The organism is Arthrobacter sp. TJ-217, from assembly GCF_058269255.1.
On sequence record NZ_JBZCNJ010000005.1, the window covers coordinates 184,087 to 210,656 of the forward strand.

The following is a 26,570-nucleotide window of genomic DNA, read 5'->3' on the forward strand; positions in this document are numbered from 1 at the left end:
TTAGACGATTGCTGCGTGAGGGAAGTCAGTTTCCGGCGCGGCCCCCGGCAGGAGGCCTTTTTCGGTCCGGAGCGACATGCGGGAGACGATGACCAAGGGAATCAGGACCAGAAGGGTGATGGCGCCGAGAATGATGCCCAACGCCGGGTACCCAAGGGTCGCGGACACCGCGGTTCCGAACAGGGGGGCGAAGGAGGACCCAACCAGGTAAACCCCGAGGATGGGAGCGGACCAGCGGCCGGTTGCGTCCAGTGCGGCGGCAATGGCGATGACGTAGAGGAACGCGATCATGTAGACGGTGTTCCAGATGATGATGACCACCAGGTACAGCTGGGGATCGGTGATGAACCCTGAAGCAATCTTCAGGGAAGCTCCAATAAGGAGGGCTGTAACGAGGGGGACTGTCCGTCCGAGCCGCTTGCCGGCCAGTCCCACCAGGGCTGCGGCAAGGAGCCCGCCCAGTGTTGAAAGGCTGAGGACCAGTCCCATCCCTGTGTCGCTCAGGCCGGCCTGTTCTGCCCCCATGACTGCGGCCACCGCCCACAGTGAGTCCTCCCCTAGAGCCCATACGGCGAAGCAGGCAAGAAGGACGTAACCGGCGATGGTGACGGCGCGGGAGCCCCTGACGGCACCCGTTGCTCGAACGGTGGTGTCAGGAGCTGTTGCGGCAGGGCGATCGGGCAGCCACCCTGTGGTGGCCAGCGCGGCCAGGGCCAGGCAAGCGAGGATGCCGAAGGCGCTCGCCATCCCCAGCCCAACAACGGGGATGACGAACAGCACTACGGCGACGATCGCCCGGTTGGCGAACCCGCTGATACCCGAGGCGCGGTCAGGGTCGCGCAGCGCGGCCAGGGCGGCACCGCCGGCAGCAACCGCTCCTCCGCCGCCGATGCCGCCCACGATGATTCCAACGGCGGCGATCACCGGATCGGCGATAAGGGCGGCCGTGCCGAAACCCAGAGCGGTAAGTGCCAGGCCAGCGCGCGCCACGACGTAGCGTCCGCCACGGGCGGTCCAGCGGGAGGTGGCCAGACAGGCAAGGGCAGAGAGCAGCAGGCAGGCGGTCAAAAGAGTGCCGGCGCCGGTTGGAGTAAAGCCCAGATCAGTCAGCGCAATGATCATGACAGGAACCAGATTGGCGGTCATGAACCCCACGACCGTGATTCCGAAAGTGGAGACAGCCCGGGAGGCAGTCAGGGGAACCCGGACGGTGTCCTCAAGTTGGGTGGGTGTGCTTGCCACGGCGTGCTCCATTCACTGGATGAGTGTGATGACCGTCACTCCAAATGAACGGTGTTCATTTAGTATGGAGACCGCACGGACACTCTGGCAAGGGTTTTTGAAACCCTTTCATTTAACTTTGCGTTTCGCCTCGCTTGCGATGCCTGTAATGAGCGCTTCGAGCCCGAAGTCAAAGGCCCGCTCAATCCTTTCTGATGCGGAGGGGTTCGATGCGACCGCCCTGGTCAGGGCGGGGTACTGATCCGGCGCCGGGGCCCAGACCTCCTCCGGAGCGGTGTAGTCGAGCGCCGCTCCGAGGGCGAAGTAGTCGATGAGGGACAATGCGGGAGCGACGTCGTCGGCATCAAGGCCGGAGCGCTCGAGCGTCTTAGCCAGATCCTCATACAACTTGATGACCTCCGGCGCCCTTACCGTCTGGGTCACCAGGAGGGGTACCAGTTTGGGGTGCGGGGCGAAGCAGTCGCGGTAGCCACGGATGAGGATGCGCAGCGCTTCGTCCCAGGGCGCGTCCGTGATTTCCGGCAGCGGGTTTGAAGCGAAAAGGTGCGCCCGGAGGAGTTCGATGATGTGGTCGCGGCCGGAGATGCGGTTGTAGAGGGAGGACTGGCTCACGCCCAGTTCCCGGGCGATGCGGGGCAAGCTGAAGTCCCCTGTCTGGTCAACAAGCCTGAGCGCCGCCTCGACAATTAGGTCAACGGACAGCAGGGCGGATCGAGGGCGCGGCATGAGTGTCTCCTTATCAGTCCCAAAATAGCAGTCGCGGCGACCGGGAGTCTGGTTGCAGGTGGCTGTCCCTCGAGTTTGGCTGCACAACCAAACGTCCACCGTGAGCGGGCTGCGTTGGCTTGACTGCCCGCCGGCACCCTAGACTCCACCTTGACCGGCACCTGAGCGCCCGCACCCACCAACCCGGCACCGACGCCGAAGAAAAAGACTTTCAGGAGACATCATGCGAGCCACCATCATCCACGGGCCCGGCGACATCCGGGTTGAGGACCGCGACTATCCGAGCATCATCCGGCCGGCCGACGCCGTCGTGAAGGTCACGGCGTCCTGCGTGTGCGGGTCCGATCTGTGGCCCTACCGGGGCGTCCGGCCCACGAAGGAGCCGAAGGCCATCGGGCACGAGTTCGTCGGCGTCGTCGAGTCGGTGGGTGACGAGGTTCGGGACATCGCGGTCGGCGACTTCGTGATCGCACCGTTCGTCGACAGCTGCGGAAAGTGCCCGCAGTGCCTCAACGGTGTGACGGTCGCGTGCGATCACCTGGCGGGCTGGGGCAGCATCGACGAGCACGGCGACTTCGTGCAGGGCGGGCAGGGCGAGGCTGTGCGGGTTCCGCAGGCCGACGGCACGCTGCGCAAGGTCGAAGGTGTCACCGACCCGGACGCCGCCCTCACCGCGAGCCTTCTGACCCTCTCGGATGTCATGTCCACCGGCCATCACGCCGCGGTGTCCGCCAGGGTGGGCCCGGGAAGCACGGTCGTCGTGGTGGGTGACGGCGCCGTGGGGCTCTGCGGCGTCCTCGCCGCGAAGCGCCTGGGTGCGGAGCGCATCATCGCCATGTCGCGGCACGAGGACCGGCAGGCCCTTGCCCGCGAGTTCGGAGCCACGGACGTCGTGGCCGAGCGCGGCGACGAGGGCGTGGTGAAGGTGCGCGAGCTGCTCGGCGGAGTGCTCGCCGATTCCGTTCTCGAGTGCGTGGGGACCAAGGAGTCGATGGACCAGGCGCTGCGGAGCACGCGCCCGGGCGGGCACCTCGGGTTCGTCGGCGTGCCCGCGGGCGGGCCCGAGCTGCCGATCGGTGTGCTGTTCGCGAAGAACATCACGGTCGGCGGCGGCATGGCGCCGGCGCACACCTACATCCCCGAACTGCTGAAGGACGTGCTCGACGGGACGATCAACCCGGGGCGCGTGTTCGACGTAGAGATGCCCCTCGAGGAGGCGGCGGAGGCGTACAAGGCCATGGACGAGCGTCGCGCCATCAAGGTGCTGCTACGGCCCTGAGGATCCCGTCGCACACGACAGGGCCATCGCGGCCGGTGGGCGCTCAGTCATTGAACCGGAGGACACCGGGTGGGGTTCCCGCCGCGCGCGAGTTCTCGACCCCGAAGGCACCGAATGGAGCTTCGGAACCTACGAGCCAGGCCTTGAATAGTAGGCCCGTCGAAATGTCATAAGCGCTGATATCGGTGAAGGCGTCGGCGCAGGCGCTCGACAACGCGGCAATACCACCAGCGGACACTGTGTCACTTCGCCTGATTGCGGATAAGCGCCGGAGGGTACCCTGAGCTAGAACATTGGAGGAACCAGGAGTGGAGGAAGAGAACTTTTCCGCCGAGTCCGCGTCGGGCTACCATGCGGGCAAGCACCTGTACGAGGGGGTTCCCCGCGAAGACGTTCTCGCCCGTATGCGGAAAATCGCCCCCGGGTATCCCATGGAGCGGTACGAGCAGGAACTCGACACCGCCATGGAGTGGGCGGAATCCCACCGGGCCGATGGCCTGCGTCGCAGGCAGGAGCTGATTGCCGCGTGCAAGGCGGAAGATGTTTTGAATGCAGTCTTCGCCTTGGTGTACCGCAACCGCCGGTTCGGCGGGCAGTACGTGAGGGAGGGCTTGGGGCTTATCGATGTCGGGCAGGAGCTTGGGAGCAGTTTCGGGCCGAAAACGATCGAGGACGCCGAAAGGAGATCGACGGCCCTGATCAACCATGGTGAACGACTCGGCTTCGGGCCGTGGAACAACGAAAAGGACATGACCGAACTCCGGAAAGCACACCCCGGATTCAGCGATGAACACCTCGGGGACGCACTGGAATGGGGACACGTGCTGGGCCGGTAGCCCGAGAGAGCGCCTGCTGGAGGATGGGCAATAGGGACACCGTCAGGCACCCGATGCATGCACCCGCCGGTCCCTTCGGAATGGCCGTGTAGGACCGGCAACCATTCTCAAATGGCACGGACGACCCGAAGCGGCTCGACTATTCAGCCGGAGGATCCCCTATGTAGAACCCGACGCACCTCGTCCAGCTGCGCATCGGTGGGCGCTGGTCTGGGATCTTCTACCAACGCGAAGCCGTCCCCCGGGTTCCTTGGGATGAGGTGAACATGGGAATGGAAGACCGACTGATCGGCGGCCGCGCCGTTCGCCATCAGAACGTTCAGTGCCTGATCCGACCCAAAGACGTCCCTGATCCGGCGGCTGATCTCATATACCAAGGCGAAGACTGCGGCCGCGTCGTCCTCGGTCATGCCGAAGACGTCATCCGAATGCCGCTTAGGGATGACGAGCGTGTGACCGGGGTTGGCTGGGTAGCGGTCCAGGAACGCCACTGCCCCGTCGTTTTCCTGCACGAGATGGGCAGGTGCAGTGCCGGCCACGATTTCACAGAACAGACATTGCGACCCCATCCCCTGACCGTATCCCAAAGCCCATTACTGCAAGGGTTTCAGTGCCGCCTCTCTTGTCGCGGTGAGGGATCCTCCGCCATAAGAGTGCGAGAATGACCCGATGCCGCACGAAGGAACCCCAGTGGGAAGAATCCAGGCGTTGTACCGGTATCCGGTGAAATCGACGTCCGGCCAATCCCTGCGCAGCGTTGATGTGACGGAGGAGGGCCTGCGGAATGATCGCCGGTGGGCGGTCTATACCCGCGATGGTGGTATCGCCAGTGGAAAACGGACCCAGCGCTTCCGCCCTGTAGCGGGGCTGATGAACTGGACCTCCACCGCTGAGGATGACAGCGGCATACCGATCCTCCGCAGCCCGGAGGGCGTGCTGTACCGGGCGGACAGCCCCGATGCGTCCAGAGCACTCAGCGAGGCCTTCGGCCAGGAGCTGACATTGCGCCCGGAAAGCACGGTTCAGCACCACGACGAGTCACCGCTTCACGTGCTCACCACGTCCTCTCTCGCGGCCTTGTCCAATCTGGTGGGTGCCAGGATCGACCACCGCCGCTTCCGCGCCAACATCATCGTGGACACCGGTACCGAACCGGAGTTTCTTGAAAGCGGACTGCAGGGCGCGGAACTGAACGTCGGAAGCGAAGTGATCCTCCGCCTCGAGGCCGGCATGCCGCGCTGCACCATGGTTGATCAGGATCAGGCGCTTGTCATTGCTGGCCCGAAAGTTCTCAAGAGCCTTGGCGCCCACCACGAAACGATCTTCGGCCTGCAGGCCCACGCCCGTCGCTTGGGAACGCTTGAGGTAGGGGACTTGGTTACCCTGCGCCGCTCCCCTCATAGCTTGTTGTGAGCATTGAGCCGAGCAGTGCGCCGAATCCTGCTGCGAGAACGTGCCCGTCGGCGAGTGGGATCCACCAGCAGGTCCAGCTGGTGCCCGCTCCGCCATGGGAGGGATCCCACTCCCCCGCTGTCCACTGCTCTGCCACGTCAGCGGCCGTCATCCTCATGTGAAAGTAGTGCCGGACGGCCACCTCGTCCCGGGCCGGCCTGAGGTCATACCGCTGAATGCCGATCCCACGCACCACCTGGCCGTACCGGCCGGTTTCCTCGAAGAGCTCGCGGACCGCCGCGACCTCCGGCGGCTCTCCGGGCTTGATCGATCCGGCCGGGATCTGCACCCCGGTCACTGTCATCGGCACGTCGTCGTGGGTGAACACCAGGAGGTGCCCTTCGTGCACGACGTAGCAGGCGACTTTCGCGATCTCCCGGGGCATCCCCTCACTCTAGGGTCTGGCACCCTGCCTCAAGCCCTTCACACGTCGGTCTCCTGCAGCAACGGCCGGATACGCTCCAGTGATGCGCAGCATCTACATCGTCACCCATCCCGAGGCAACCCACGTCATCGAGAATCTGGTGGGAGGCTGGTACGACTCCTCACTCACCACACGGGGCATGCACGATGTAGAACGAATCGCTCACCATCTTGTGGGGCTGATCCCCGAAGGAGACCCCGTGCACCTGGCGGCGTCGGACCTGCTCCGTGCCCAACAGACTGCGGAGCCGATCGCCCGAGCATTTGGGTCCCCTACCGTCATCGACCCGGACCTGCGGGAGCGCTCCTATGGCGAAGCCGAGGGAAGGACACCCGGGACGACCATGTTCGCCCCGCCGCCTCAAGGCTCAGGCCGGATGGAGCATCACCCCGGTACTCCCGGAACCGAGACCCGCCGCCAGTGGGCCACCCGCGCCTACCGCGCCCTCGACCGGGTACTACAGGCCGACGCCGAACACTCGATCATCGTCACCCACGGCGGCACCTTGACCTACCTCATCAGCGCATGGATCAAACTGCCCCTGGACCATGCCGGCTATGCGAAGTTCCCCGCCACACCGGGCGGCATCACCCAGCTCCGGGAAGACGGCTTCACCCACGACCGCTGCATCGTCCAACTCGACTATTCGGCCCACCTCGACAATGCGTCCGGCTGAGGGATCCGCTTTAGGGCGGGTGAAAACCGTACTAGACGAGTTGGTCAGCCCCGGCAGGTTCAGGCGGATTCACGATGTGGTGAAGGCCGACATTGCCGTTGTGTTTGAATGGCGGGATGGAAAAATGGGGGAACACAAAATCGGCTCCGAAACTTCGCAAGGGTGACCGGGTGGCGGTCCTGTCGCCGTCATTCGCGGCCCCGGGCTTCGCACCCGCGGTACACGAACAGGCCATGACACGGCTGGGGGCCGCGACCGGGCTGGTCCCCGTGGAGTTCCCGACGACCCGGCGGCTGGGCGCATCCGCCGAGGACCGTGCCGCCGATCTCAACGCGGCCTTCGCCGACCCCACCATCCGGGCCATCCTCGCCACCGTCGGCGGTAATGACCAAATCACTGTCATCCCGCACCTGGACGCTGGACTCGCCCGCGCCGACCCCAAGATCTTCCTCGGCTACAGCGACAACACCCACCTGCTGAACTGGCTCTGGTCCCATGGCATCACCGGGTTCTACGGCGGCTCCAGCCAGGTCCACCTCGGTCCGGGTCCGCGCATCGACGAGTTGCACCTCGCCTCTCTGAAAGCCGCCCTGATGACCGGCGGCGAACTGACCGTCAACGATCCCGGTGAATCCGAGGACTTCGGCCGGGACTGGCTCGACCCTCAAGCTCTTGCCGAGTTCGGGGAACGGGAGCCCACCGAGCCATGGAGCTGGGCCGGGCCGGCGCGGACCGTGTCGGGCAGGACCTGGGGCGGGTGCCTTGAGGTCCTTGACGAGCTTGCACTGGCGGACCGGCTGCCGCCGGCCGAGCATCTCCGCGGGTCGATCCTGCTGTTGGAAACCAGCGAGGAGCTCCCTCCGGCCGGCTGGGTCAAGCGCTGGGTGCGCGCACTCGGCGAACGCGGCATCCTCAGCGCGGTCGACGGGGTTCTCGTAGCCCGGCCCCCCACCAGCAGCTTCGAGCACCGGCCCGCCGCCGATGAACGCCGCCGCCTGCGGGACGCCCAGCGCGACGCCGCCATCGAGGTGATTGCGCGGTACAACCCCCGTGCCGTCGTCTGCGTCGGAGTGCCCTTCGGCCATACCCGCCCCCAATGGATCCTGCCCTACGGCGGACACCTCACCATGAACGGATCCGAGCGCACGATCAGCGCGCACTACAACTGACTACCCCTGGTGTGCTTGACCTATCGCTCGCCCAATGTTGGGCGGCCATTGAAGTGCCGATACTCGTGCCATTGCTGCGGTGAGCTCGCCGGCCGCCGGTAATGCGCATTATTCCGCGGCCGGCAGCGTCTCTTAGGTGCAGGCGGATGCCGCTGTCGAGCGGGTGGTTAGGCTGGGTGGATGGCAACAGTTATTCTCGTGCGGCACGGCCGCACCACAGCCAACGCGACCGGACTGCTGGCCGGGCGGGCCGCCGGCGTCGACCTGGACCAGATCGGACGCGACCAGGCGGCCCTGACCGGTGACCGGCTCGCGGCTGTGCCCTTGGTCGGAGTGGTGTCGAGCCCCCTCGAGCGTTGTCAGCAGACCGCCCAGTTCATCCTTGATCGCCAGACCGGCACCCCGCAGGCGCCGGGCGATATCAACCTCGATTCCTGTCTGACTGAATGCGATTACGGCCAGTGGCAGGGCCGTATGCTCACTGATCTCGCGACCGAGGATTTGTGGTCCGTTGTGCAGTCACAACCGTCGGCCGTCATCTTTCCCGGCGGCGAATCCATGGCCGCCATGCAGGCACGGTCGGTGGCAGCGATTCGGCGCCACGATGCAGCTTTTGAAGCCGAGTACGGACCGGGGGCCGTCTGGGTGGCGGTGAGCCACGGTGACGTCATCAAGTCGATCCTCGCGGACGCGCTTGGTATGCACCTCGACCTGTTCCAGCGCATCACCGTGGGCCCCGCCTCGGTATCGATCGTGAGCTACGGTACTCATCGGCCGAGCGTCTACGCGACCAACACCGACGCCGGGGATCTGTCGTGGCTGCCAAACAGCATCCCCGCTGGCGATGCGCCGGTGGGCGGTGGCGCAGGCCACAAGGCACCACGAACCTCGGGAGCCTAAAGTAGTTCTATGCCTACAATCGTTCACGAGTTCGCCTGGCCTGACCGCGTCGTCATCGGCACCATTGGTGTTCCGGGGGAGCGCACGTTCTACCTGCAGGTGCGCACAGGGAAGCAGATCGTGAGTATCGCCCTGGAGAAGCAGCAGTCGGCACAGCTCGCTGAGAAGATCGACGAAATCCTCGATCAGCTCATCACCCTTGACGGCAACCCCTTCAGCGTTCCCACGACTACTCCCATTGAACTTGTCGACAATGACCAGCTCGATGCCGTTGAGGAGCAGTTTCGCACCGGCGCCATGAGCCTCGGGTGGGACCCCACGACGGCGCAGGTCGTCATAGAGGCCTACCCGATCACCGATCTCGATGCTGATGACGACGACGAATCGCTCGATGAGGACGACGCCGGCGCGTCCGAAATGCTGCTGGTGAGAATGCCTGTCGGCACCGCCCGCGCCTTCGCCAAGCGCACCCGTGAGGTGGTGGGCGCCGGGCGTCCGATTTGCCCGCTCTGCGGTTACCCCATCGACGCCGACGGGCATACCTGCACGATTCCCGAGGTCTGATGCCGGCGCCCGACCTGGTGACCGCCGAGCTGACGCTTACCGGCCGCATCACGACGGCGTCGAACGCCACCTTCCTGGGCAGCATTGGCGGCGTGGCGGTGGTCTATAAGCCGATAGCGGGGGAACATCCGCTGTGGGATTTTCCGGACGGCACCCTGGCTCAGCGGGAGGTGGCCGCGTACTTGGTCTCGCAGGTTCTCGGCTGGGACGTCGTGCCACACACCTGGCTGCGCGGTGGTCCGCTGGGTGAAGGAATGGTGCAGCTCTGGCAGGACCAGGACCCCGCCCAGAACGCCGTGGACCTGGTCGCGACTGACGACGTACCCGAGACCGGCTGGAAACACGTTCTCGAAGGCCGCGACGAGAACGGACGCATGGTCACCCTCGTTCACGAAGACTCGCCGGCCCTGAGACGCATGGCCGTGTTCGACGTCGTCGTCAACAACGCCGACCGCAAAGGTGACCACATTCTTGCCATGGGAAACGGACGCCGGCACGGCGTTGACCATGGGCTGACCTTTCACAGTGACCACAAGCTGCGCACGGTGTTGTGGGGGTGGGTGGGAGACCCGCTGACCGCCGAGGAACTCGACGGCATCGATCGTGTCAGCGAAGGACTGCACGCTGAGCTGGGCCGCAACCTGGCGGACTTGCTCAGCGCCGAAGAAATCGGTTCGCTCGCCGCGCGCTGCGCAAGATTGCGCTCGGCAGGGCGGTTTCCACCTCCGAGCGGTGGGAGGCCGGCGGTTCCCTGGCCGCTGTTCTAAGGGAGGTGCGGCTACCGGCAGCTACATGCCAGCGCATTACCGCCTGCGAGCCTGTCGGTTGCAGCGGGTCAAAGTCCTTGTCAGCAACCGGTCTGGGGCATCGCGGCGGGTTCGAGCATCTGCTCCCTTGAGTACTGCAGGGCAACCATCACCACGGCGATTGCGGGTGTGGCAAGAAACGCGCCCACGATGCCGAAGAGCGAGGCGCCGGCCGCCGCTCCGGTGAGGACCACTGCCGGGTGGAGCTTGAGGGATCTCCCGACCAGCAGCGGTTGCAGCACGTTACTTTCGATCTGCTGCACGAGCAGGACGATGCCCAGCACGATCAGGGCGGTGACCCACCCTTCAGACACAAGCGCCACGAGTGTGGCGAGGAGCCCGGTCGCGACGGCGCCGATCACCGGAAGGAATCCGCCGAAGAAGATCAAAACCGCCAACGGTAGAGCGAGCGGAACCCCGAGGGCCCAGAGTCCAACCCCGATGAACACGGCGTCCACGAGCGCTACGGCTGCCTGTGAGGACACGTAGGCGGACAAGGTCTGCCAACTTCTCGATGACACGCCCGCGACATGGACGAACGCCGTGCCTGTAGTCCACCGCAGCAGCCATTCGGAAAATTTGTCTCCGTCCTTAAGGCAGAAAAAGGTCAGAATCAGCGTCAGCAGCACCGTCACCGTGATGGAACCGACCGTCTCGAGACCTGTAAATACCTGCGCCAGGATCTGATCCACGTTCTCCTGCGGCCAGGTGAGCGCCGATTCGAGGAGCCCATTGATGTTTGCCTCCGTGAACGACAACGACGCCGCAAACTCATTCAGACTCCGAACGTTGTCCTTCGTCTGCATTGACAGTTCCCGCACCCCGTTCACTGACCGAGCGGCAGTAGCCCACCCCACCCCGGCCGCAGCACCAACCAGCCCGACGATCGTGATGGCTGCAGCTGCCACCGCGGGCAGGGTTCGGCGCAAAAGCCTTGTGACGGGCCAAAGGACCGAAGTCAGCAGCAGGGCCAGGATCAGCGGGAGAACGATCACCCACACCCTGGAAAGGAGGTAGCACACGCCGATGACCGCGACCGCGATGATCAGAAGCCGTCCGAGGATCGCCGTTGCCGCCGTCAGGGCCGAAAGCAGCGCTCCGCTGCGAATACGCCGGGGAGCCCTCCGCACCTCATCGGGACCTGACCTTTCTCCTCTGGCGCCCTCCATAACCAGGTTTTGCTGCTCGGACATGTCCCTCTTCGATTGGAATGTTGGATGCATCGTGATGGTGTACTTCTGCCCACGTGCAAGTGGTCACGCTTGTCACCGCAGTGACTTTACCGAGATGTTCCAGGCCACGTCGTCCTCCAAATGACGTACATGGCGTAGTCCCTTAGGACTATTTCCATTCCCTGATGCGTTACTTGTTGCCATTCACGAAATAGATCCGCACAACTTTGTGGGTGACCTTGATCGGTCCCGGTTAGCAATCCAATGGCTATGCGATAGCTAAGTGATTTTCGTGTCGGCCAAGGATTTCGTTTCGGCTATGGTGTCGATGATTTTCCCGGGGTTCTGTCCAGAACAACGATTGAAACGTAGGTTCGAGGCAGCGGACCCAACCTTCGACCGTAGGACGATGATCGCGATATGACCAAGCAGGAAGCACTACCCCTCCGTTTTTTCTTGGGAGTCCTTCTGCTCGCCTCCCTGCTGGCTCAACTCGTAGTCATTCCAGGTGCCGGGGCGAGCTACGCCAGTGCATACCCAGAGGTCGCATATCTGGCGCCCCCGTCCGTCGCTGCACTTGTTGTTGCATTCATCGGTTTCGAGATGGCATTGCTGGCAGCCTGGCAATTGATCTTGGCCGCGGTAGCAGGCAGGGCGTTGACCAGCCGTTCAACGCGATTGGCCAACATCATGACAGCTTCTCTCATTCTCGTTGCAGTGATTTTCGCGGGCGTTTGCGTTTACATCGGGTCCGTTGCACGCGTCGGTGGCCCGGCGATGCTATTCGGACTTCTCTTCTCCCTCGCCCTCGTCCCTGCCGTCTTCGCCCTGAGACGCTGGGTAAAGGGCTGGTTTGAGGATCGGCCCCACGGGCAGGCGCACTAGGGTTGCTCCAATAATCGGAACTTGGAATGGGAGGGATTCGGATGGAGAGCGGCTGGTTGGAGGTCCCCCACGCGAGTCTTTACTGGGAAGCCTCGGGTAACCCTTCCGGTGTTCCCGTTGTGTATCTTCACGGAGGGCCGGGAGGATCACTGGGTGCGGGCGGCTACCGCCGGAGGCACGACCCCGAGCGTTTCTGGACGATCGGCCTCGATCAGCGCGGTTGCGGCAAGAGCACTCCCACCGCACAGGACGATCTGAAAAACCTGGCATTCAACAACACCCAGACCCTAATCGACGATCTTGAGGCTCTTCGCCGGCACCTGAAAATACAGAAATGGATTGTCACCGGTGGTTCGTGGGGCAGCACTCTCGCCCTGGCTTATGCCCTGCACTGTCCAGATAGTGTCCTGGGAGTAGCCGTTGTCGCGGTGACCACAACAAGCCGCGAAGAAGTCCAGTGGATAACTGAAGGCGTCGGGATGATCTTCCCGGAAGCGTGGGCGGACTTCAGCAAAGCCGCCGATGCCCGGCCCGGTGAGCGGGTGGTTGAGGCTTTCGCCCGACGACTGGCGGGCCTCGACCGGGAGGACGCCCTGCTCGCGGCTCAGGCATGGGTCAGATGGGAGTCAACCCATGTCTCCTTGGATCCAGCGTGGCGCCCGGGCCCGATGTTCGACGATGAACGGGAGCTGCTGACCTTCGCGCTTCTTGTCACTCACTACTGGTCCAGTGATGGATTCCTGACGGACGGATTGGAAATCATGTCGCGGATCCACGAGCTCGACGGCGTCCCCGGGTACCTCATTCATGGACGCCGCGACATCAGCGGACCAGCGATCACAGCATGGAAACTACACCAGCGCTGGGCCACCAGCCGACTGATAATCCTCGAGAACGAGGGACACGGCGGGCCTGAATCCATGGGAGCCCTCTCCAACGCGGTAGAAGAAATAGCCCGACGGTAGAAGCGCCCAGAATACGAAGAAGCTCGTTTGACTTCACACACCCGCCGACGGATCCCTCATCGGATAACTTCCTTCTTGGAGAGAACTGAGCTGAGGATTTGGATTGCTGGCGGTGGATTGGATGTGGCACTAGCACCACCACTACGCCAGTCTGACGTTTCTGGCCTTCACTGTTGGGGGACTCGTGAAACCGCTCTTGGTTGGTTGCTCGTTCACGGCAATTCTTCTCATTGTTGGCTGCGGAAACGGCCCGCAAGGAAGTGAACCGCCAGGAACGGACGGCGCCGGGGAGGGGCAGGCTTTTTGGCAGGTGGACGTGTCCGGGGTATGGGACGGCGACGTGGAGTCTTGCGTTGCAGATCCCACGGTCGCGGGCAGCTGGCAGTCAGCCGATATGTCGTCCTCGCATTTAGGTCTTGCACTGGTACCTGAAGCCAGCGGAGCGGACGCGAACCGCATCGCGGAGTGCCTGAAAGCGAGGAAATGATGAACACCACTCCCATGCCCATGCCGGTTGTTCCGGGGCCGACAGCTTCGATGAAGAACGCGACGAGCGGAAACCCGGGTGATTCCAACGACGGGACCGCCGGTCGGGCGCAAAGAGCGGAACCAGCACCAATGCCTGGGGAGCGATAGCCGGCATATGGGCTTTTCAATGGATGAATGGATCACAGCCTTTAACGAAGCCTTCGATCGGGTGAGCATCATTCCGCGGGGCGAGTGGCAACTTCGAGACGTGTATGGCCTCAACGACGAGATACTGGCCGTCATCGTTGAGCAAGGTCGCCACCAATTCGGCCGGCGCCTACGGGTGGAGACACTAAATAACGGCTTCGGGTCCGTTAACTCAGTCGAGAATGTGGCGGATCTGCTCGTGATCGGTGAAATCCTTGGGCCGCAGTGGCTGGACAGCCATCCGAGCTCCCTGGCCCTCGAGGCCAGGTACCCGCGGGCTATATGGAGCGGTGAGTACCCAGCGAGCGACGACGGGGGAAATCGATTTGATTCGCAGCTGGGCCGCACTGACGGCGCACAGGCTGAACGCGGAGATTAAATGGAGGAAGGGCCGGGATATTTCCCGGCCCTTCCTCTTCTGCGGCGTACGGCCGCAGCGGTGCCACACTAGGCGGCGGCAGGCTCCTGTGCTGCGCTGGAGAGAGCACTCAGGATCGCCGAGAGCTGCTCGGCGACCTCGGTGTCATCCTTGGGGTGCACCTCGGCGAAACGGGTCATGCTCGTGCCGATTGAGAGCTCGGCATCGTTGAGGACCGTGGCTCCGGCAACACCGAGCGAGCGGCGCGCATCGGAGTGGGCGCGCACGGCGCCATACGGGCTCATTGAGGATCCGATCACGGCGGCAGGCTTGCCTGACAGTGCACTCTGGCCATACGGACGGGAGAGCCAGTCAATAGCGTTCTTCAGCACGGCGGGCATCGTGCCGTTGTATTCGGGGGACACCAGCAGAATTGCATCGGCGTCTTCGGCCGCCGCACGCAGCGCCGCGGCAGCAGCCGGAACGCTGCCGGGCGTGTCGAGGTCCTCGTTGTAGAACGGGATGCCGGTGAGCTCGTCGTAATTCACAAGTTCCACATCGCCGGGGGCGTTCACTGCAGCCGCTTCGGCCAGCTGGCGGTTGTAGGAGGCGCCGCGGAGGCTTCCCACAAGGGTGAGGATGGTCGTAGTCGTCAAGAGTTCTCCTAAGGAAGTACGGCTTCGGGTTCGGTTCCCAGCCGTTCGGAGTGAAGAACCGGCCCGGGGTCCGCTTTATTCCTGCCGTTACCGAAGAACGCCGTGATCTTGCCAATAGACTGCCTGCCCGTTCCCCCGCATCACCTAGGCTTGCTAGAGAGCCAGGACGCGCGCAACACAGAGGAAGATCATGAAAACCGGAGTGAAGCAGTACATTTCAGGCGCAGCCCTCCTGTTGGTGAGCACCCTCTTCGTGCCGCAGGGCGTCTCCGACTTCGCCTCCGCAGCGGCCTCGGGAGAGCAGGCTCCGGCGAGCGCCGGGGTCAACGTCGCGATCGGCATGCTGCTGGTCCTCTCGGCGGCGGCCCTTTTGGCTTGGGGCTACTGGCTCACCCACCGTCACGGCGCCCCGCCGCGGGGACCCGTGGACGAGCCTGACGAGCCGCTTTTCCGCCCGGGTTACGGCCGCCAGCCGGAAACGCCAGACTGGCGGGAACATCCGCTGAAGCCGCGGGACGGCGACAAGTGAGCGTCCCGCCGCTCGCCTTCGAGGCCCGAGGGAACGGGCTTCCAATCCTGGCAATTCACGGGCTGGGCCCGGACCGGGAGTTGATGATCGGCTGCCTTGAAGAGGCGCTGGCCGGCAGATCCGGATACCGCAGGCTGTACCCGGACCTGCCGGGAATGGGCACGTCGGCGCCTGCCGGTGGTCTTGGCGGCTCCGATGAAGTCCTCGAGTCGGTCATTGCATTTGTCGACACCCAGATTGGTGCCGGTCCTTTCCTTCTGGTCGGAGAATCGTACGGGGGATACCTTGCCCGGGGTGTCATCCACCACCGGCGCGCCCAGGTGCTGGGCCTGACCATGATCTGCCCCATCGGCACGGCGGTACGGCGCGAGGAGCGCACGCTGCCGGAACACCGGGTGCTGGTAACCGAGCCGGCGCTGCTCGAGCGGATTGGGGATATAGGCGAATTTGACGACTTTGCCGTGGTTCAGACGCTGGAGACCTGGCAACGGACGCAGGACGAAATAGTTTCAGGCCTGAATCGGGCAGACGAGGCAGCGCTCGACCGGATCAGGGCACGGTACGAACTCACGGATTCCCCGGATAACGGCACCGTCTTTGACAAGCCGAGTCTTGTGCTGGCGGGAAGGCAGGACTCGGTCACCGGGTACGCGGACACCTTTCCGCTGCTTCAGTACCTGCCCCGGGCCAGTTTCGCCGTCCTCGACCGGGCGGGGCACAACCTCCAGATCGAACAGCCGCACCTGTTCCGGTCACTGATCAACGAATGGCTTGACCGGGTCGAGGAACACCGCACAAGCGGCGGATAACGCCGGTGCGCTCAGGCCGGGCGGCCACGCAGCAGCGCCGGCGCCTCGATGGCTGGGCAGGCGTCCATGACGACGTCGAGGCCAGCATCCTTCGCGCGCTGGACGGCCTCCTCATCGATCACCCCAAGCTGCAGCCAGACGGCTTTCGCCCCGACGGCGATCGCCTGGTCAACCACGGCGCCAACCTTTGTTGAGTTCACGAAGCAGTCAACCACGTCGATCGGTCCGGGAATCTCGGCAAGGGTCTTGAAGCCCTGCTGCCCATGCACGTCGTCGCCCTTGAGGCTGACCGGGATAATCTCCTTGCCCAACTGATCCATGAGGAACCGGGAAACCCCGACCGCCGCCCGGCGCGGATTATTGGAGAGTCCGACGACAGCCCACCGGCCGGGGGAAGTCAGGAGTCGGCGGATGACCTCGGGATCGTTCCGGTGCGCCATTACAGTCCTTTCACTGTGATTCTTCAAGCCTATGCCACGGCAAACCGCTCCGGAGGGCCGCTTCGCCCGCCTCCCGGTGTCGCATTGTTACGGATAAGACTTGCCGCATCCGGGGGATGCGCGTTTAGTGGTCTCTGACCATCCCGAGCGGCCGAGAGACCTGGATCGATGACGCCGCAGCAACCCTGGTTGCCCGTATCCCCCTGATATTGGGCAATAACAAGGACCAAGCCACGGGAACCGGCAGCCACAAGCGCCGGTGAAGGCTTGATTCGTAGGGTGCTACTGCCAGGATCGATGGAGTTAATCATGACCGCTCTTTTGGCACAAACATCTACCGCTGAGGCGCGCCGCAAGCAGGCCCTGCCCATCAGCTTTTCCCACCTGGGGCGCAGTTTCGGCGCCCCGGGCCACAAACAGGTTGTTCTGCGCGATGTAAGCATCGATGTCCCTGCCGGTGAAGTGCTCGCCATCCTGGGCACCAGCGGCTGCGGAAAATCCACCCTGCTGCGTGCGGCGGCGGGCCTTGATGCCCCGGACACGGGAAGCGTCGTCATCGGCGACTCGCCGGTCCGCGGAATCGACGAGCGCTGTGCCGTCGCGTTCCAGGAGCCCCGGCTGCTGCCGTGGCACACACTCCAGGCCAATGTGGCGATCGGGCTGCCCAAGTCGTCGAGCGCCAGCGCCGGCAAGGCCAAGGTCGCCGAGCTGCTGAAACTGGTGGGGCTCGACCGTTTCGCCAAGCACCGTCCCCGCGAAGTATCCGGCGGCATGGCACAGCGCACCTCGCTGGCACGTGCGCTTGCCCGCAACCCCGGCGTCCTGCTCCTCGACGAACCCTTCGGCGCGCTCGATGCCCTCACCCGCATCAAGATGCAGGACCTGCTCCTCGAGATCCACGCGGCACAGCCAACCACAGTGCTGCTGGTGACGCACGACGTCGACGAAGCCCTTCAGCTCGCCGACCGCATCCTAGTGCTCGGCACCAACGGTGACGGGCCCGGCTCCACCATCGCCGAGCTGGTGTCGGTGCCCGGAGCCCGGCCCCGGGACCGCAATGCGCCTGCGCTGCGGTCGCTGCGCAGTTCCCTCCTAGGCATGCTGGGCGTTCCCGGGCACTGACCCGCGTCCAGCACGTTCCTGCCGGCTGCTGCCGGTGCCTCCACCCGGCACGCCCGGCCCCGCTGATCCCCTGGATCGCAGCCGTTTCGTGACCACCATCCCTGCGCCGGCCCCAACCGGCCTGCTTTCGGCGCACCCCCTTCCCTCTCCGCGCACACCGCACTCACTCCGCCTCCCCGCATCACCCACCTCCGCGTCACCCCACCAAAGGAAACCCATGACCCGCCGCTCGCTCCTCACCACCGCCGCCGTCACCGCCGCCCTGTCCCTCGGACTCACCGGATGCATTGCCGGGGAGAACGCCACAACGGAGGGCGCCGCTGCCAACGCCGCCACCGAAGGCGGAACCCTCAACATCGACTTCGCCACCTACAACCCCCTGAGCCTCGTCATCAAGGACCAGGGCTGGCTTGAGGAAGAACTCAAGGACCAGGACGTCTCAGTGAACTGGGTGCAGTCGGCGGGATCTAACAAAGCCAACGAGGCCCTGCGCGCGGGCGCCATCGACGTCGGCTCAACAGCGGGATCGGCCGCCCTGCTCGCCCGCTCCAACGGCTCACCGATCAAAACGATCGACATCTACTCGCAGCCGGAGTGGTCGGCCCTCGTCGCCGCACCGGGCTCGGACATCACCGAGGTCGAGGACCTCCGCGGAAAGGCCGTGGCCGCCACGAAGGGCACCGACCCGTACTTCTTCCTCCTCCAGGCGCTCGAGTCGGCCGGCGTCGACCCCTCCGAGGTCACGGTGCAGAACCTCCAGCACGCCGACGGCCGTGCAGCCCTGGCCAGCGGTGCGGTTGACGCGTGGTCCGGACTCGACCCCATCATGGCCGCAGCCGAACAGGACGGCTCCAAGCTGTTCTTCCGCAACATCGACTTCAACACGTACGGGTTCCTCAACGCGAACGAGGAATTCCTCGCGGAAAAGCCCGACGTCGCCCAGACCGTCGTCAACGCCTACGAAAAGGCCCGGGCGTGGGCCAAGGAGAATCCCGAGGAGACAGCCGCAATCCTCGCCGAGGTCGCGGGCATCGACGTTGAACTCGCCAACTCGGTGATCCTTGAGCGCACCAATCTCGACGTTGACCCGGCACCCGGTGAGGCGCAGCGGAACGTCCTTGAGAAGATCGGCCCGGTCTTCGTCGAATCCGGTGACGTCTCAAGCCAGGAACAGGTGGACGAAGCGCTCGATACCCTCTTCGACGATTCCCTCGTCAAGAAGGCCGACCCTGCCGCTGTCGGAGCCTCCTGATGACCGCCCCGGGCAACGAATTACCGCCGGCTGAGCTCCCGGTGCTGCCTGCGGCTCCGGTTCCCGCGACGGCGGGGACGACGCCGGGCGCTCCGACCGGTCCTCGCACGAAGGCTTCCCCCGGGGCCGGGGTGCGGCTGCGCGGGCTCCTGCTCGGGCTGATCGTTCCGGCCCTGCTGCTTGGGGCGTGGCAGCTCAACTCGGTCACCGGTGTTTTCAGTGCCGTACAGCTGCCGCCGCCGGGTGCCGTCGTGCGCGCCGCCGGGGAGCTGCTGGGCCGCGGTGAATTGTCCCTGCACATCGCCATCAGCACCCAGCGCGTGCTGATCGGCTTCGGCCTTGGCGCGGCCCTGGGCCTTCTCGCCGGTGCGGTGCTTGGGCTGTCGCGGTTCGCCGATTCCCTTCTCGGCCCGACGATCGGCGCGCTGCGCGCCGTGCCCTCCTTGGCATGGGTTCCCCTGCTGATCCTGTGGATCGGCATCAACGAGGACTCGAAGGTCACGCTGATCCTGATCGGCGCGTTCTTCCCCGTCTTCACCACCGTCTCGCTGGCCCTGCGCCACGTCGACCGGAACCTCGTCGAGGCAGGGCGCGCGTTCGGGCTCAACGGCATGAAGCTGCTGACAACCGTCCAGCTGCCCGCCATCGTCCCGGCGGTGTTTTCCGGGCTCCGCCTGGCTCTTGCGCAGTCGTGGCTGTTCCTGGTTGCCGCCGAACTCATCGCCGCCTCGATGGGCCTGGGCTGGCTGCTGAGCGATTCCCAGAACAACGGGAGGGTGGACAGGATCTTCCTGGCGATCATCCTGCTCGCCGTCCTCGGCAAGACGACCGACGCCCTCCTCGGCCTCGCCCAGCGCTGGGCGGTGCGGCGGTGGGCCTGAACGCAGCGAAGCCCCATACGGACCCGGGGACGTCGGAGCGCGAGCGCATCCGCTTCTGGGAAGATCAGGCCCGGCGCCTCCACTGGACCGGGGACTGGCACACCGCGCACACCTTCGATCGGGCGCGGCCGGGCCTGGACGGGGAGCTGTCGGTCCCGAGGATCGAATGGTTCGCCGGCGGCCGCCTGAACGTCGCCGCGAACTGCGTTGACCGGCACGTGGCCGCCGGCAACGGTGCGAAAACCGCGCTCCACTTCGAGGGCGAACCCGGTGACCGCCGGAGCGTCTCCTACGCCGAACTGCTCGATGAGGTAAGCCGGGCAGCCAACGCCCTGCTGGCCCTGGGCATCCGCAAGGGCGACCGCGTGGTGATCTACCTTCCCGTGCTCGTCGAGACGGTCGTCGTCACCCTCGCGTGTGCGCGGATCGGCGCCGTCCATTCCCTCGTCTTCGGCGGGTTCTCCGCCGAGGCCCTGAGGTTCCGGGTGCAGGACACCGGGGCGAAACTGCTCGTCACAAGCGACGGGCAGTTCCGCCGCGGAACCGCCGTGCCGGTAAAGGACATCGCCGACGCCGCGGTGGCCGGGGTAACCGACCTCGAGCACGTCCTTGTTGTCCGGCGCACCGGCTCGGACATCGCGTGGACCGAGGGACGCGACGTTGACTGGGCCGACGCCGTCGGGAACGCATCCCCCTTTCACTCCCCCGAGGCATTCGACGCCGAAACGCCGCTGTTCATCATGTACACCTCAGGCACCACGGGGCGTCCCAAGGGGCTCCTCCACACCTCAGGGGGCTACCTCACCCAGGCGTCCTGGAGCTTCGAGCACCTCTTCAGCTCGCCCGACCCCGCGGAGCGGGCCGGCGACGTCCACTGGTGCACCGCGGACCTCGCCTGGGTGACCGCCCACACCTACGAGCTGTACGGGCCGCTGTCCAACGGCGCCACGCAGGTCATCTTCGAAGGAACTCCCGACACCCCGCACCCGGGCCGGCATTTCGAAATCATCGAACGCTACGGGGTCACCAGCTACTACACGGCGCCCACGCTCGTGCGCTCGCTGATGCACTGGTTCCCCGACGGCGTCCCGGACTCCTACGACCTCTCGAGCATCCGCGTCCTCGGGACGGTCGGCGAGGCCGTCAACCCGGCGGCGTGGCGGTGGCTCCGGGACCAGTTCGGCCGCGGCGAGGTTCCCGTCGTCGACACGTGGTGGCAGTCCGAGACCGGCGCCACCGTGCTCTCCCCCAGCCCGGCGGACGCCGACTTCAAGCCCGGGTGCGCCGCCCGGGCCCTGCCCGGAGTGGGCGCCCGCATCGTCGACGACGAGGGAAACACGGTGCCTCCCGGCGTTTCCGGCCTGCTGGTGGTCGACCGCCACGGGCCGGCCATGGCCCGCACCGTCTGGGGGAACCCGCGCCGCTACCTCGACTCCTACTGGCGCAAGTTCGCCCGGCAGGGCTGGTTCCTCGCCGGGGACGGCGCCCGCTACGACGACGACGGCGACATCTGGATCCTGGGGCGGGTTGACGACGTCATCAACGTCTCGGGGCACCGGCTCTCCACGATCGAAATCGAATCGGCCCTGGTCGCGCACCCGCTGGTCAGCGAGGCCGGCGTGTGCCCCGTGGCCGACCCGCTCACCGGCCACGCCATCGCCGCATTCGTCGTGCTGGCACCCGGTGCGGGCGGAACGGGCGACGTCGAAACCACCCTGCGCCGGCACGTTGCCGCGGAGATCGGCCCCATCGCCAAGCCGGGTGCCGTCATCGTGGTCCAGGACGTGCCCAAGACCCGGTCCGGGAAGATCATGCGCCGCCTCCTGACCGAGCTGTACGAGGGATCGCCCCTTGGGGACACCACCTCACTGCAGAACGAGGGATGCCTCCCGGGCATCTCCGAGGTGCTCGCGCGGCGGTCCTGAAGCTTCGCCTACTCCGTCTTGGAGCCCATCCAGGACTCGAGGGGCTGGGTCGGAATGTGGACGTGCTTCATGTCATCGGGCTTGGGCGTGCTGGGGAAATAGTCGACCGGCGAATCCCCGTCGGCGGCTGCGGCCGCGGCGTCGACCAGCCCGAACCGATCCCTCACCCTGCCGAAAAAATCAGGCTCATGCAGGCGCAGCATGCGCAGCGCCGAAGGACGTGCGTAAACGCCCACCCAGTCCCCCGGGTTCAGCACCCCGACAATCCGGCCGTCGACGGACATCGATACCTGCCCGCTGCGCTCGAGCACGCGCACCGACACCAGCTCGTCGGCGGCAACGACGAGGCTGCGGTCGAAGACCATGTGAGCCGCGACGGGCGTGAAAACCAGGGCGTTGGCGCGGGGCGAGACGATGGGTCCTCCCGCAGCGAACGAGTAGGCCGTTGAGCCCGTGGGCGTGGAAATGATCAGGGCATCCGCCGAATAGGAAACGAACCGGCGGGCCCCAATATAGACCGCGACGCTCGCCTGGCGGTCCCGGCTGAGCTTCTCGAAGACAACGTCGTTGATTGCGGTGATGTCCATGCAGACGCCCCAGCCCAGGACCTCCACCGCGTCGTCCCGGACCAGCGGCGATTCAGCAACGGGTCCCTTTGGATTGTGGATGAGCGCCCCGAGCTCACTGGGGATCTCAAGGGGCCTGCTCGAGCGGATGGTGAGGGTGAGGCGCTGTTCCTCGATTGTCTCGTCCGCGATCACGGCCCTGAGGGCTTCGACAAGGTTCTCCGGCTCCACCTCGGCAAGGAACCCAAGCCGCCCCACATTCACCCCGAGGACAGGGCACTGGCAGGACATCGCCACAGCCGCCCCGCGCAGGAAGGTGCCGTCACCGCCGATCGTCACAACGAGGTCGAACGGGCCGAGCGGCACGTGGTGATGAGTCAGGTGGCCCTCGTCGTCAGCCGACCAGACATCCACCTCCGTGACGGACACGCCGTTCTCAGCGGCCCAGCTCTTGAGGGCCTCCGCCGCGTCAATGGCCCGCTGCTTCCCTCCATGCACCACGAGCCCCAGTGATCGCAGATCCACTGCCAGCTCCTTTGTTCGCTCAACAAGTGACGGTGGCCACCGCCGCGGGGCATGAGCCAGGCGGCCAACCTCGCCGATGACGCCACGTGACGCAAACCATACTCGAAATGCCCCGCAAGTCCACCCGGCGCGTGCCTGCCCCTCCAAATCTTCGCCGACCCGGGGCGACACATTTCTTGGTGCCGGGCACCCGTGCTGTCACACTCGGTAATGACCATCCCGAGCGGCCGAGAGATCTGGCTTTATGACGCCGCAGCAACCCTGGCCAGCGCAGAACGCGCTGACAGTAGGGTGCTACCGCCAGAACCGATGGAGGATTTGTGAGCACAGTCGATTATTCGCAGCCCCTGAAGTTTGCCTACTGGGTCCCTAATGTGAGCGGGGGGCTCGTGGTTTCCACAATCGAGCAGCGCACCAGCTGGGACTTCGAGTACAACAAGAAACTTGCGCGGATCGCCGAGGACGCAGGATTCGAATACGCGTTGTCGCAGACCCGCTACGCGGCGTCGTACGGCGCCGACAAGCAGCACGAGGCGACGTCGTTCTCCCTCGCCCTGCTCGCCGCAACCGAGAGGCTCAAGGTCATCGCCGCCGTCCACCCGGGCATGTGGCATCCGGGCGTGCTGGCGAAGTTCATCATCACCGCCGACCACATCTCCAACGGGCGCGCGGCCGTCAACATCGTCTCGGGCTGGCTGAAGAGCGAATTCACCAACTTCGGCCTCGACTGGCTCGAACACGACGAACGGTATGTGCGCACCGAAGAGTTCATCCGCGTGCTGCGCGGCCTGTGGACCCGGGAAAGCTACACGCAGACGGGCAAGTACTACTCCATCTCGGATTTCACGCTCAGCCCGCCGCCCGTTGATGTTCCGGGCCGCCCCCACCCCGAAATCTTCTTCGGCGGCAATTCCACGGCGGCCCAGGCGACGGCGGGGCGGGTTGCCGACTGGTACTTTTCCAACGGCAAGGACCTCGAAGGGTTCAAGGAGAACATCGCCGGGGTGAAGGCCTCCGCAACGGCCGTCGGGAGGTCGCCCCGGTTCGGCCTGAACGGGTTCGTCATTGCACGCGACTCCGAGAAGGAAGCACGCGAGACGCTGCGGGAGATCGTCGCCAAGGCCCACCGGCCGGCCGTTGAAGGCTTCCGCAACGCAGTGCAGGAAGCAGGGGCCGCAACGGCCGACAAGAAGGGGATGTGGGCGGATTCCTCCTTCGAGGACCTCATCCAGTACAACGACGGCTTCCGGACCCAGCTCATCGGCACGCCCGAGCAGATCGCCGAACGAATCGTCGAGTACAAGAAGATCGGGGTGAACCTGCTGCTCACCTGCTACCTGCATTTCCAGGAGGAGGTTGAAGCGTTCGGCAGGGACGTCCTGCCGATTGTCCGCTCCCTCGAAGCCGACCTCGCCGCCAAGGCAGGCGTCGACTTCCACCTCGAACCTCTCCCCACCAAGGCAGGCGTCTGATGACTGAGAAAACCTTCGGCTTCCGCACCCGCGCGCTTCACGCGGGAGGCACTCCCGATGCCACCCACGGCGCCCGCGCCGTGCCGATCTACCAGACGACGTCGTTCGTCTTCAAGGACACGAACGACGCCGCCAACCTCTTCGCGCTCCAGAAGTACGGAAACATCTACTCCCGGATCGGCAACCCCACTGTTGCCGCCTTCGAGGAGCGCATCGCCTCCCTTGAGGGCGGGATCGGCGCCGTCGCCACGGCTTCGGGGATGAGCGCCGAATTCATCACCTTCGCCGCCCTCTGCCAGGCCGGCGACCACATCGTTGCCGCCTCCCAGCTGTACGGGGGGACGGTGACGCAGCTCGATGTAACGCTGCGCCGGTTCGGGATCGAGACCACCTTTGTGCCGGGAACCGATCCGGCGGACTATGCTGCCGCAATCCAAGAGAACACGAAGGCCGTCTATGCGGAGGTGATCGCCAACCCGTCGGGCGAGATCGCCGACCTCGAGGGCCTTGCCCGCGTGGCGCACGACGCCGGGGTGCCGCTGATCGTCGACTCCACCCTGAGCACCCCGTACCTGATCCGCCCCCTCGAGCACGGCGCCGACATCGTTATCCATTCCGCCACCAAGTTCATCGGCGGCCATGGAACCACGCTCGGCGGCGTCGTCGTCGAAAGCGGCAGGTTCAACTGGGGAAACGGGAAGTTCCCCACGATGACCGAGCCGGTCGCGTCGTACGGGAACATCCAATGGTGGGCCAACTTCGGGGAGTACGGCTTCCTCACCAAACTGCGCACGGAACAGTTGCGTGACATCGGCCCCTCGCTGTCCCCCACCTCGGCGTTCCAGCTGCTCCAGGGAGTCGAGACGCTGGCGCAGCGCGTCGACGAGCACGTTCGAAACGCCGCAGCCGTTGCCGAGTGGCTGCAGGCGGATCCGCGCGTCGAGTACGTCAACTACGCGGGACTCACCACACACCCCCACCACGGCCGGGCACTGAAATACCTGCCGCAGGGACCGGGCTCGGTATTCAGCTTCGGGGTCAGGGGCGGGCGTGAAGCGGGAAAGACCTTCATCGAGTCGCTGCAGCTCGCCTCGCACCTTGCCAACGTCGGTGATGCCCGAACCCTTGTCATCCACCCCGGATCGACAACCCACCAGCAGCTCTCGCCGGAGCAGCTCCTGGCGGCGGGCATCCCCGAGGACCTGATCCGCATCTCGGTGGGGCTTGAGGATCTTGAGGACATCCTCTGGGATCTTGACCAGGCGCTCGAGGCCGCAGTGTCGAATTCGGGTGCGTCGGGTTCGAATGCGTCGGATGCTGATGCGTCCAACGCACCCGATGCCGCCCGGGACGTGGGCGCACCGCCCTCCGAGGACGGCCGGACCTGCGCCGTAGGAGTCGGGGCATGAGCGCGCCAACGCGGACCTGGGACGGACCCTCGGCACCGGAGCGGCTGGCACTGCTGCGGCGGGCGAAGTCGGTGGCCATCGTCGGCGCATCGGACAAGCCGTCGCGGGCGTCGTACTTTGTCGCAACCTACCTGCAGTCGTCGTCGCCCTACCGGCTCTACTTCGTCAACCCCGTGGCCAGGCAGATCCTCGGCCAGCCGGCCTATGCCTCGCTGGCGGACCTGCCGGAGGTCCCCGACGTCGTCGACGTCTTCCGCAAGCACGACGACCTCCCCTCGGTCCTTGCCGAGGCGCAGGCGGTGGGCGCGAAGGCCCTGTGGCTGCAGCTCGGGTCCTGGCACGAGGACGTTGCCCGCGATGCCGAAGAGTCGGGGATGGACGTGGTGATGGACCGGTGCATCAAGATCGAGCACGCCCGGTTCCACGGCGGACTGAACCTTGCCGGCTTCAACACCGGCATCATCTCCTCCAAGCGCCAGATTACGTCCTAGCTCAGCCGGCGGCGGCCGATTCGCCGCCGACTGGGTCCGGGTCTGCTGGGCCCGGCTCCACTGGAGCGGACACCGCGGGTCCGGGCGCAGCCGGTGCCGATTCTGCCTGTTCCCGGGCTGCCTCCGGCACTGTCTTGTCCGGCGCTTCCTGTTCAGCAGGAGCCAGCCCAGATACGGCTAATCCCCGCGTAGCTGGGTCGGGGTCGGCCGGTTCGCCGGTGACGGGCTCCGCTGGAGCCCGCTCAGGCGCGGCCGGGTCAGATACGGCTGGCTCAGGCACGGCCGGTTGCGGCGTTGCGGGTTCCTTCTCGCCCGGCTCTGAAGCCGGTACTTCCACGGGGAGCTTCGGCAGCGTGCCGGGATG

At 65.4% G+C, this 26,570-nt stretch carries 29 protein-coding genes and 1 riboswitch; of the genes, 21 read left to right on the forward strand and 8 right to left on the reverse strand.

Annotated elements, in window-relative coordinates:
- Positions 1-1,242: an MFS transporter gene (locus AC4D2R_RS10900; protein WP_490940004.1), complete on the reverse strand. Its 1,242-nt coding sequence runs from the start codon at positions 1,240-1,242 to the stop codon at positions 1-3.
- 108 nt (positions 1,243-1,350) lie between these two features.
- Positions 1,351-1,968 (reverse strand): TetR/AcrR family transcriptional regulator C-terminal domain-containing protein, encoded by a 618-nt coding sequence (locus AC4D2R_RS10905; RefSeq protein WP_490940005.1) that lies wholly within the window; start codon positions 1,966-1,968, stop codon positions 1,351-1,353.
- A 223-nt stretch (positions 1,969-2,191) separates the two neighbouring features.
- Between AC4D2R_RS10905 and AC4D2R_RS10910 the strand changes: the two genes are divergently transcribed.
- The 3 genes from AC4D2R_RS10910 to AC4D2R_RS10920 all read left to right on the forward strand — a co-directional run bounded on the left by AC4D2R_RS10910 (position 2,192) and on the right by AC4D2R_RS10920 (position 4,083).
- On the forward strand, positions 2,192-3,247 hold the full coding sequence (locus tag AC4D2R_RS10910) for a zinc-dependent alcohol dehydrogenase family protein (protein WP_490940006.1): 1,056 nt from the start codon (positions 2,192-2,194) through the stop codon (positions 3,245-3,247).
- A gap of 49 nt (positions 3,248-3,296) precedes the next feature.
- Positions 3,297-3,398 carry a hypothetical protein gene (locus tag AC4D2R_RS10915; protein ID WP_490940147.1) on the forward strand — a complete coding sequence of 34 codons (102 nt, stop codon included), beginning with the start codon at positions 3,297-3,299 and terminating at the stop codon, positions 3,396-3,398.
- Positions 3,399-3,555: 157 nt separating this feature from the next.
- On the forward strand, positions 3,556-4,083 hold the full coding sequence (locus AC4D2R_RS10920; RefSeq protein WP_490940007.1) for a hypothetical protein: 528 nt from the start codon (positions 3,556-3,558) through the stop codon (positions 4,081-4,083).
- Positions 4,084-4,226: 143 nt separating this feature from the next.
- On the opposite strand, the gene AC4D2R_RS10925 is transcribed toward AC4D2R_RS10920, so the two are convergent.
- On the reverse strand, positions 4,227-4,652 hold the full coding sequence (locus AC4D2R_RS10925; RefSeq protein ID WP_490940008.1) for an HIT family protein: 426 nt from the start codon (positions 4,650-4,652) through the stop codon (positions 4,227-4,229).
- Between the two features lie 121 nt (positions 4,653-4,773).
- On the opposite strand from AC4D2R_RS10925, the gene AC4D2R_RS10930 reads away from it, so the two are divergent.
- Complete coding sequence (locus AC4D2R_RS10930) at positions 4,774-5,496, forward strand: MOSC domain-containing protein (RefSeq protein WP_490940009.1); 723 nt, start codon at positions 4,774-4,776, stop codon at positions 5,494-5,496.
- Here the strand turns inward: AC4D2R_RS10930 and AC4D2R_RS10935 are convergent.
- Positions 5,462-5,920, reverse strand: coding sequence for an NUDIX domain-containing protein (locus tag AC4D2R_RS10935; RefSeq protein WP_490940010.1), 459 nt, complete (start codon positions 5,918-5,920; stop codon positions 5,462-5,464). The two genes, AC4D2R_RS10930 and AC4D2R_RS10935, sit on opposite strands and share 35 nt — an antisense overlap.
- 82 nt (positions 5,921-6,002) lie before the next feature.
- Here AC4D2R_RS10935 and AC4D2R_RS10940 point away from each other — a divergent pair, with 82 nt between their 5' ends.
- The 5 genes from AC4D2R_RS10940 to AC4D2R_RS10960 all read left to right on the forward strand — a co-directional run bounded on the left by AC4D2R_RS10940 (position 6,003) and on the right by AC4D2R_RS10960 (position 10,035).
- Positions 6,003-6,635, forward strand: a complete 633-nt coding sequence (locus tag AC4D2R_RS10940) for a histidine phosphatase family protein (protein WP_490940011.1) — start codon at positions 6,003-6,005, stop codon at positions 6,633-6,635.
- 116 nt (positions 6,636-6,751) lie between these two features.
- Positions 6,752-7,804 (forward strand): S66 family peptidase, encoded by a 1,053-nt coding sequence (locus AC4D2R_RS10945; RefSeq protein ID WP_490940012.1) that lies wholly within the window; start codon positions 6,752-6,754, stop codon positions 7,802-7,804.
- A gap of 180 nt (positions 7,805-7,984) precedes the next feature.
- Positions 7,985-8,704 carry a histidine phosphatase family protein gene (locus AC4D2R_RS10950; protein ID WP_490940013.1) on the forward strand — a complete coding sequence of 240 codons (720 nt, stop codon included), beginning with the start codon at positions 7,985-7,987 and terminating at the stop codon, positions 8,702-8,704.
- Between the two features lie 9 nt (positions 8,705-8,713).
- On the forward strand, positions 8,714-9,268 hold the full coding sequence (locus tag AC4D2R_RS10955) for a DUF3090 domain-containing protein (RefSeq protein WP_490940014.1): 555 nt from the start codon (positions 8,714-8,716) through the stop codon (positions 9,266-9,268).
- Complete coding sequence (locus AC4D2R_RS10960; protein ID WP_490940015.1) at positions 9,268-10,035, forward strand: SCO1664 family protein; 768 nt, start codon at positions 9,268-9,270, stop codon at positions 10,033-10,035. Before AC4D2R_RS10955 ends, AC4D2R_RS10960 begins: the two co-directional genes overlap by 1 nt.
- Before the next feature lie 80 nt (positions 10,036-10,115).
- Here AC4D2R_RS10960 and AC4D2R_RS10965 read toward each other — a convergent pair whose 3' ends face one another.
- Positions 10,116-11,267 carry an AI-2E family transporter gene (locus AC4D2R_RS10965; RefSeq protein ID WP_490940016.1) on the reverse strand — a complete coding sequence of 384 codons (1,152 nt, stop codon included), beginning with the start codon at positions 11,265-11,267 and terminating at the stop codon, positions 10,116-10,118.
- Between the two features lie 399 nt (positions 11,268-11,666).
- On the opposite strand from AC4D2R_RS10965, the gene AC4D2R_RS10970 reads away from it, so the two are divergent.
- From AC4D2R_RS10970 to AC4D2R_RS10980, 3 genes are all read left to right on the forward strand, one after another.
- Complete coding sequence (locus tag AC4D2R_RS10970; RefSeq protein ID WP_490940017.1) at positions 11,667-12,131, forward strand: DUF2975 domain-containing protein; 465 nt, start codon at positions 11,667-11,669, stop codon at positions 12,129-12,131.
- Between the two features lie 41 nt (positions 12,132-12,172).
- Complete coding sequence (locus tag AC4D2R_RS10975; protein ID WP_490940018.1) at positions 12,173-13,096, forward strand: alpha/beta fold hydrolase; 924 nt, start codon at positions 12,173-12,175, stop codon at positions 13,094-13,096.
- Between the two features lie 655 nt (positions 13,097-13,751).
- Entirely contained in the window at positions 13,752-14,150 is a 399-nt protein-coding gene (locus AC4D2R_RS10980) for a hypothetical protein (protein WP_490940019.1), read from the forward strand.
- Between the two features lie 68 nt (positions 14,151-14,218).
- Here AC4D2R_RS10980 and AC4D2R_RS10985 read toward each other — a convergent pair whose 3' ends face one another.
- Positions 14,219-14,785 carry an NAD(P)H-dependent oxidoreductase gene (locus AC4D2R_RS10985; RefSeq protein WP_490940020.1) on the reverse strand — a complete coding sequence of 189 codons (567 nt, stop codon included), beginning with the start codon at positions 14,783-14,785 and terminating at the stop codon, positions 14,219-14,221.
- Between the two features lie 190 nt (positions 14,786-14,975).
- Between AC4D2R_RS10985 and AC4D2R_RS10990 the strand changes: the two genes are divergently transcribed.
- Both AC4D2R_RS10990 and AC4D2R_RS10995 read left to right on the forward strand, forming a co-directional pair.
- Positions 14,976-15,314, forward strand: coding sequence for a hypothetical protein (locus tag AC4D2R_RS10990; RefSeq protein ID WP_490940021.1), 339 nt, complete (start codon positions 14,976-14,978; stop codon positions 15,312-15,314).
- A complete protein-coding gene (locus tag AC4D2R_RS10995; RefSeq protein ID WP_490940022.1) occupies positions 15,311-16,123 on the forward strand; it encodes an alpha/beta fold hydrolase in 813 nt (270 codons plus the stop codon). The genes AC4D2R_RS10990 and AC4D2R_RS10995 overlap by 4 nt, the downstream gene beginning before the upstream one ends.
- 11 nt (positions 16,124-16,134) lie before the next feature.
- Here the strand turns inward: AC4D2R_RS10995 and AC4D2R_RS11000 are convergent, their stop codons facing one another.
- Positions 16,135-16,563, reverse strand: a complete 429-nt coding sequence (locus AC4D2R_RS11000; RefSeq protein ID WP_490940023.1) for a CoA-binding protein — start codon at positions 16,561-16,563, stop codon at positions 16,135-16,137.
- A gap of 309 nt (positions 16,564-16,872) precedes the next feature.
- Between AC4D2R_RS11000 and AC4D2R_RS11005 the strand changes: the two genes are divergently transcribed.
- The 4 genes from AC4D2R_RS11005 (at position 16,873) to acs (ending at position 21,743) form a co-directional block, all read left to right on the forward strand.
- Positions 16,873-17,685 (forward strand): ABC transporter ATP-binding protein, encoded by an 813-nt coding sequence (locus AC4D2R_RS11005; protein WP_490940024.1) that lies wholly within the window; start codon positions 16,873-16,875, stop codon positions 17,683-17,685.
- A gap of 217 nt (positions 17,686-17,902) precedes the next feature.
- Positions 17,903-18,937 carry an aliphatic sulfonate ABC transporter substrate-binding protein gene (locus tag AC4D2R_RS11010; RefSeq protein WP_490940025.1) on the forward strand — a complete coding sequence of 345 codons (1,035 nt, stop codon included), beginning with the start codon at positions 17,903-17,905 and terminating at the stop codon, positions 18,935-18,937.
- Positions 18,937-19,818 carry an ABC transporter permease gene (locus AC4D2R_RS11015; protein WP_490940026.1) on the forward strand — a complete coding sequence of 294 codons (882 nt, stop codon included), beginning with the start codon at positions 18,937-18,939 and terminating at the stop codon, positions 19,816-19,818. Before AC4D2R_RS11010 ends, AC4D2R_RS11015 begins: the two co-directional genes overlap by 1 nt.
- Positions 19,809-21,743 (forward strand): acetate--CoA ligase, encoded by a 1,935-nt coding sequence (acs, locus tag AC4D2R_RS11020; RefSeq protein ID WP_490940027.1) that lies wholly within the window; start codon positions 19,809-19,811, stop codon positions 21,741-21,743. The genes AC4D2R_RS11015 and acs overlap by 10 nt, the downstream gene beginning before the upstream one ends.
- A gap of 8 nt (positions 21,744-21,751) precedes the next feature.
- Here acs and AC4D2R_RS11025 read toward each other — a convergent pair whose 3' ends face one another.
- Entirely contained in the window at positions 21,752-22,834 is a 1,083-nt protein-coding gene (locus AC4D2R_RS11025; RefSeq protein ID WP_490902701.1) for an NAD(+)/NADH kinase, read from the reverse strand.
- A 211-nt stretch (positions 22,835-23,045) separates the two neighbouring features.
- Positions 23,046-23,150, forward strand: a riboswitch (SAM riboswitch).
- A 4-nt stretch (positions 23,151-23,154) separates the two neighbouring features.
- Between AC4D2R_RS11025 and sfnG the strand changes: the two genes are divergently transcribed.
- The 3 genes from sfnG to AC4D2R_RS11040 are packed head-to-tail and all read left to right on the forward strand — an operon-like array spanning position 23,155 to position 26,206.
- Entirely contained in the window at positions 23,155-24,306 is a 1,152-nt protein-coding gene (gene sfnG / locus AC4D2R_RS11030; RefSeq protein WP_490940028.1) for a dimethylsulfone monooxygenase SfnG, read from the forward strand.
- The gene (locus AC4D2R_RS11035; RefSeq protein ID WP_490940029.1) at positions 24,306-25,715 is read left to right on the forward strand and encodes an O-acetylhomoserine aminocarboxypropyltransferase/cysteine synthase family protein; all 1,410 of its coding nucleotides are present in this window, start codon (positions 24,306-24,308) and stop codon (positions 25,713-25,715) included. Before sfnG ends, AC4D2R_RS11035 begins: the two co-directional genes overlap by 1 nt.
- Positions 25,712-26,206 (forward strand): CoA-binding protein, encoded by a 495-nt coding sequence (locus AC4D2R_RS11040; RefSeq protein WP_490940030.1) that lies wholly within the window; start codon positions 25,712-25,714, stop codon positions 26,204-26,206. The genes AC4D2R_RS11035 and AC4D2R_RS11040 overlap by 4 nt, the downstream gene beginning before the upstream one ends.
- Positions 26,207-26,570 lie beyond the last annotated feature (364 nt).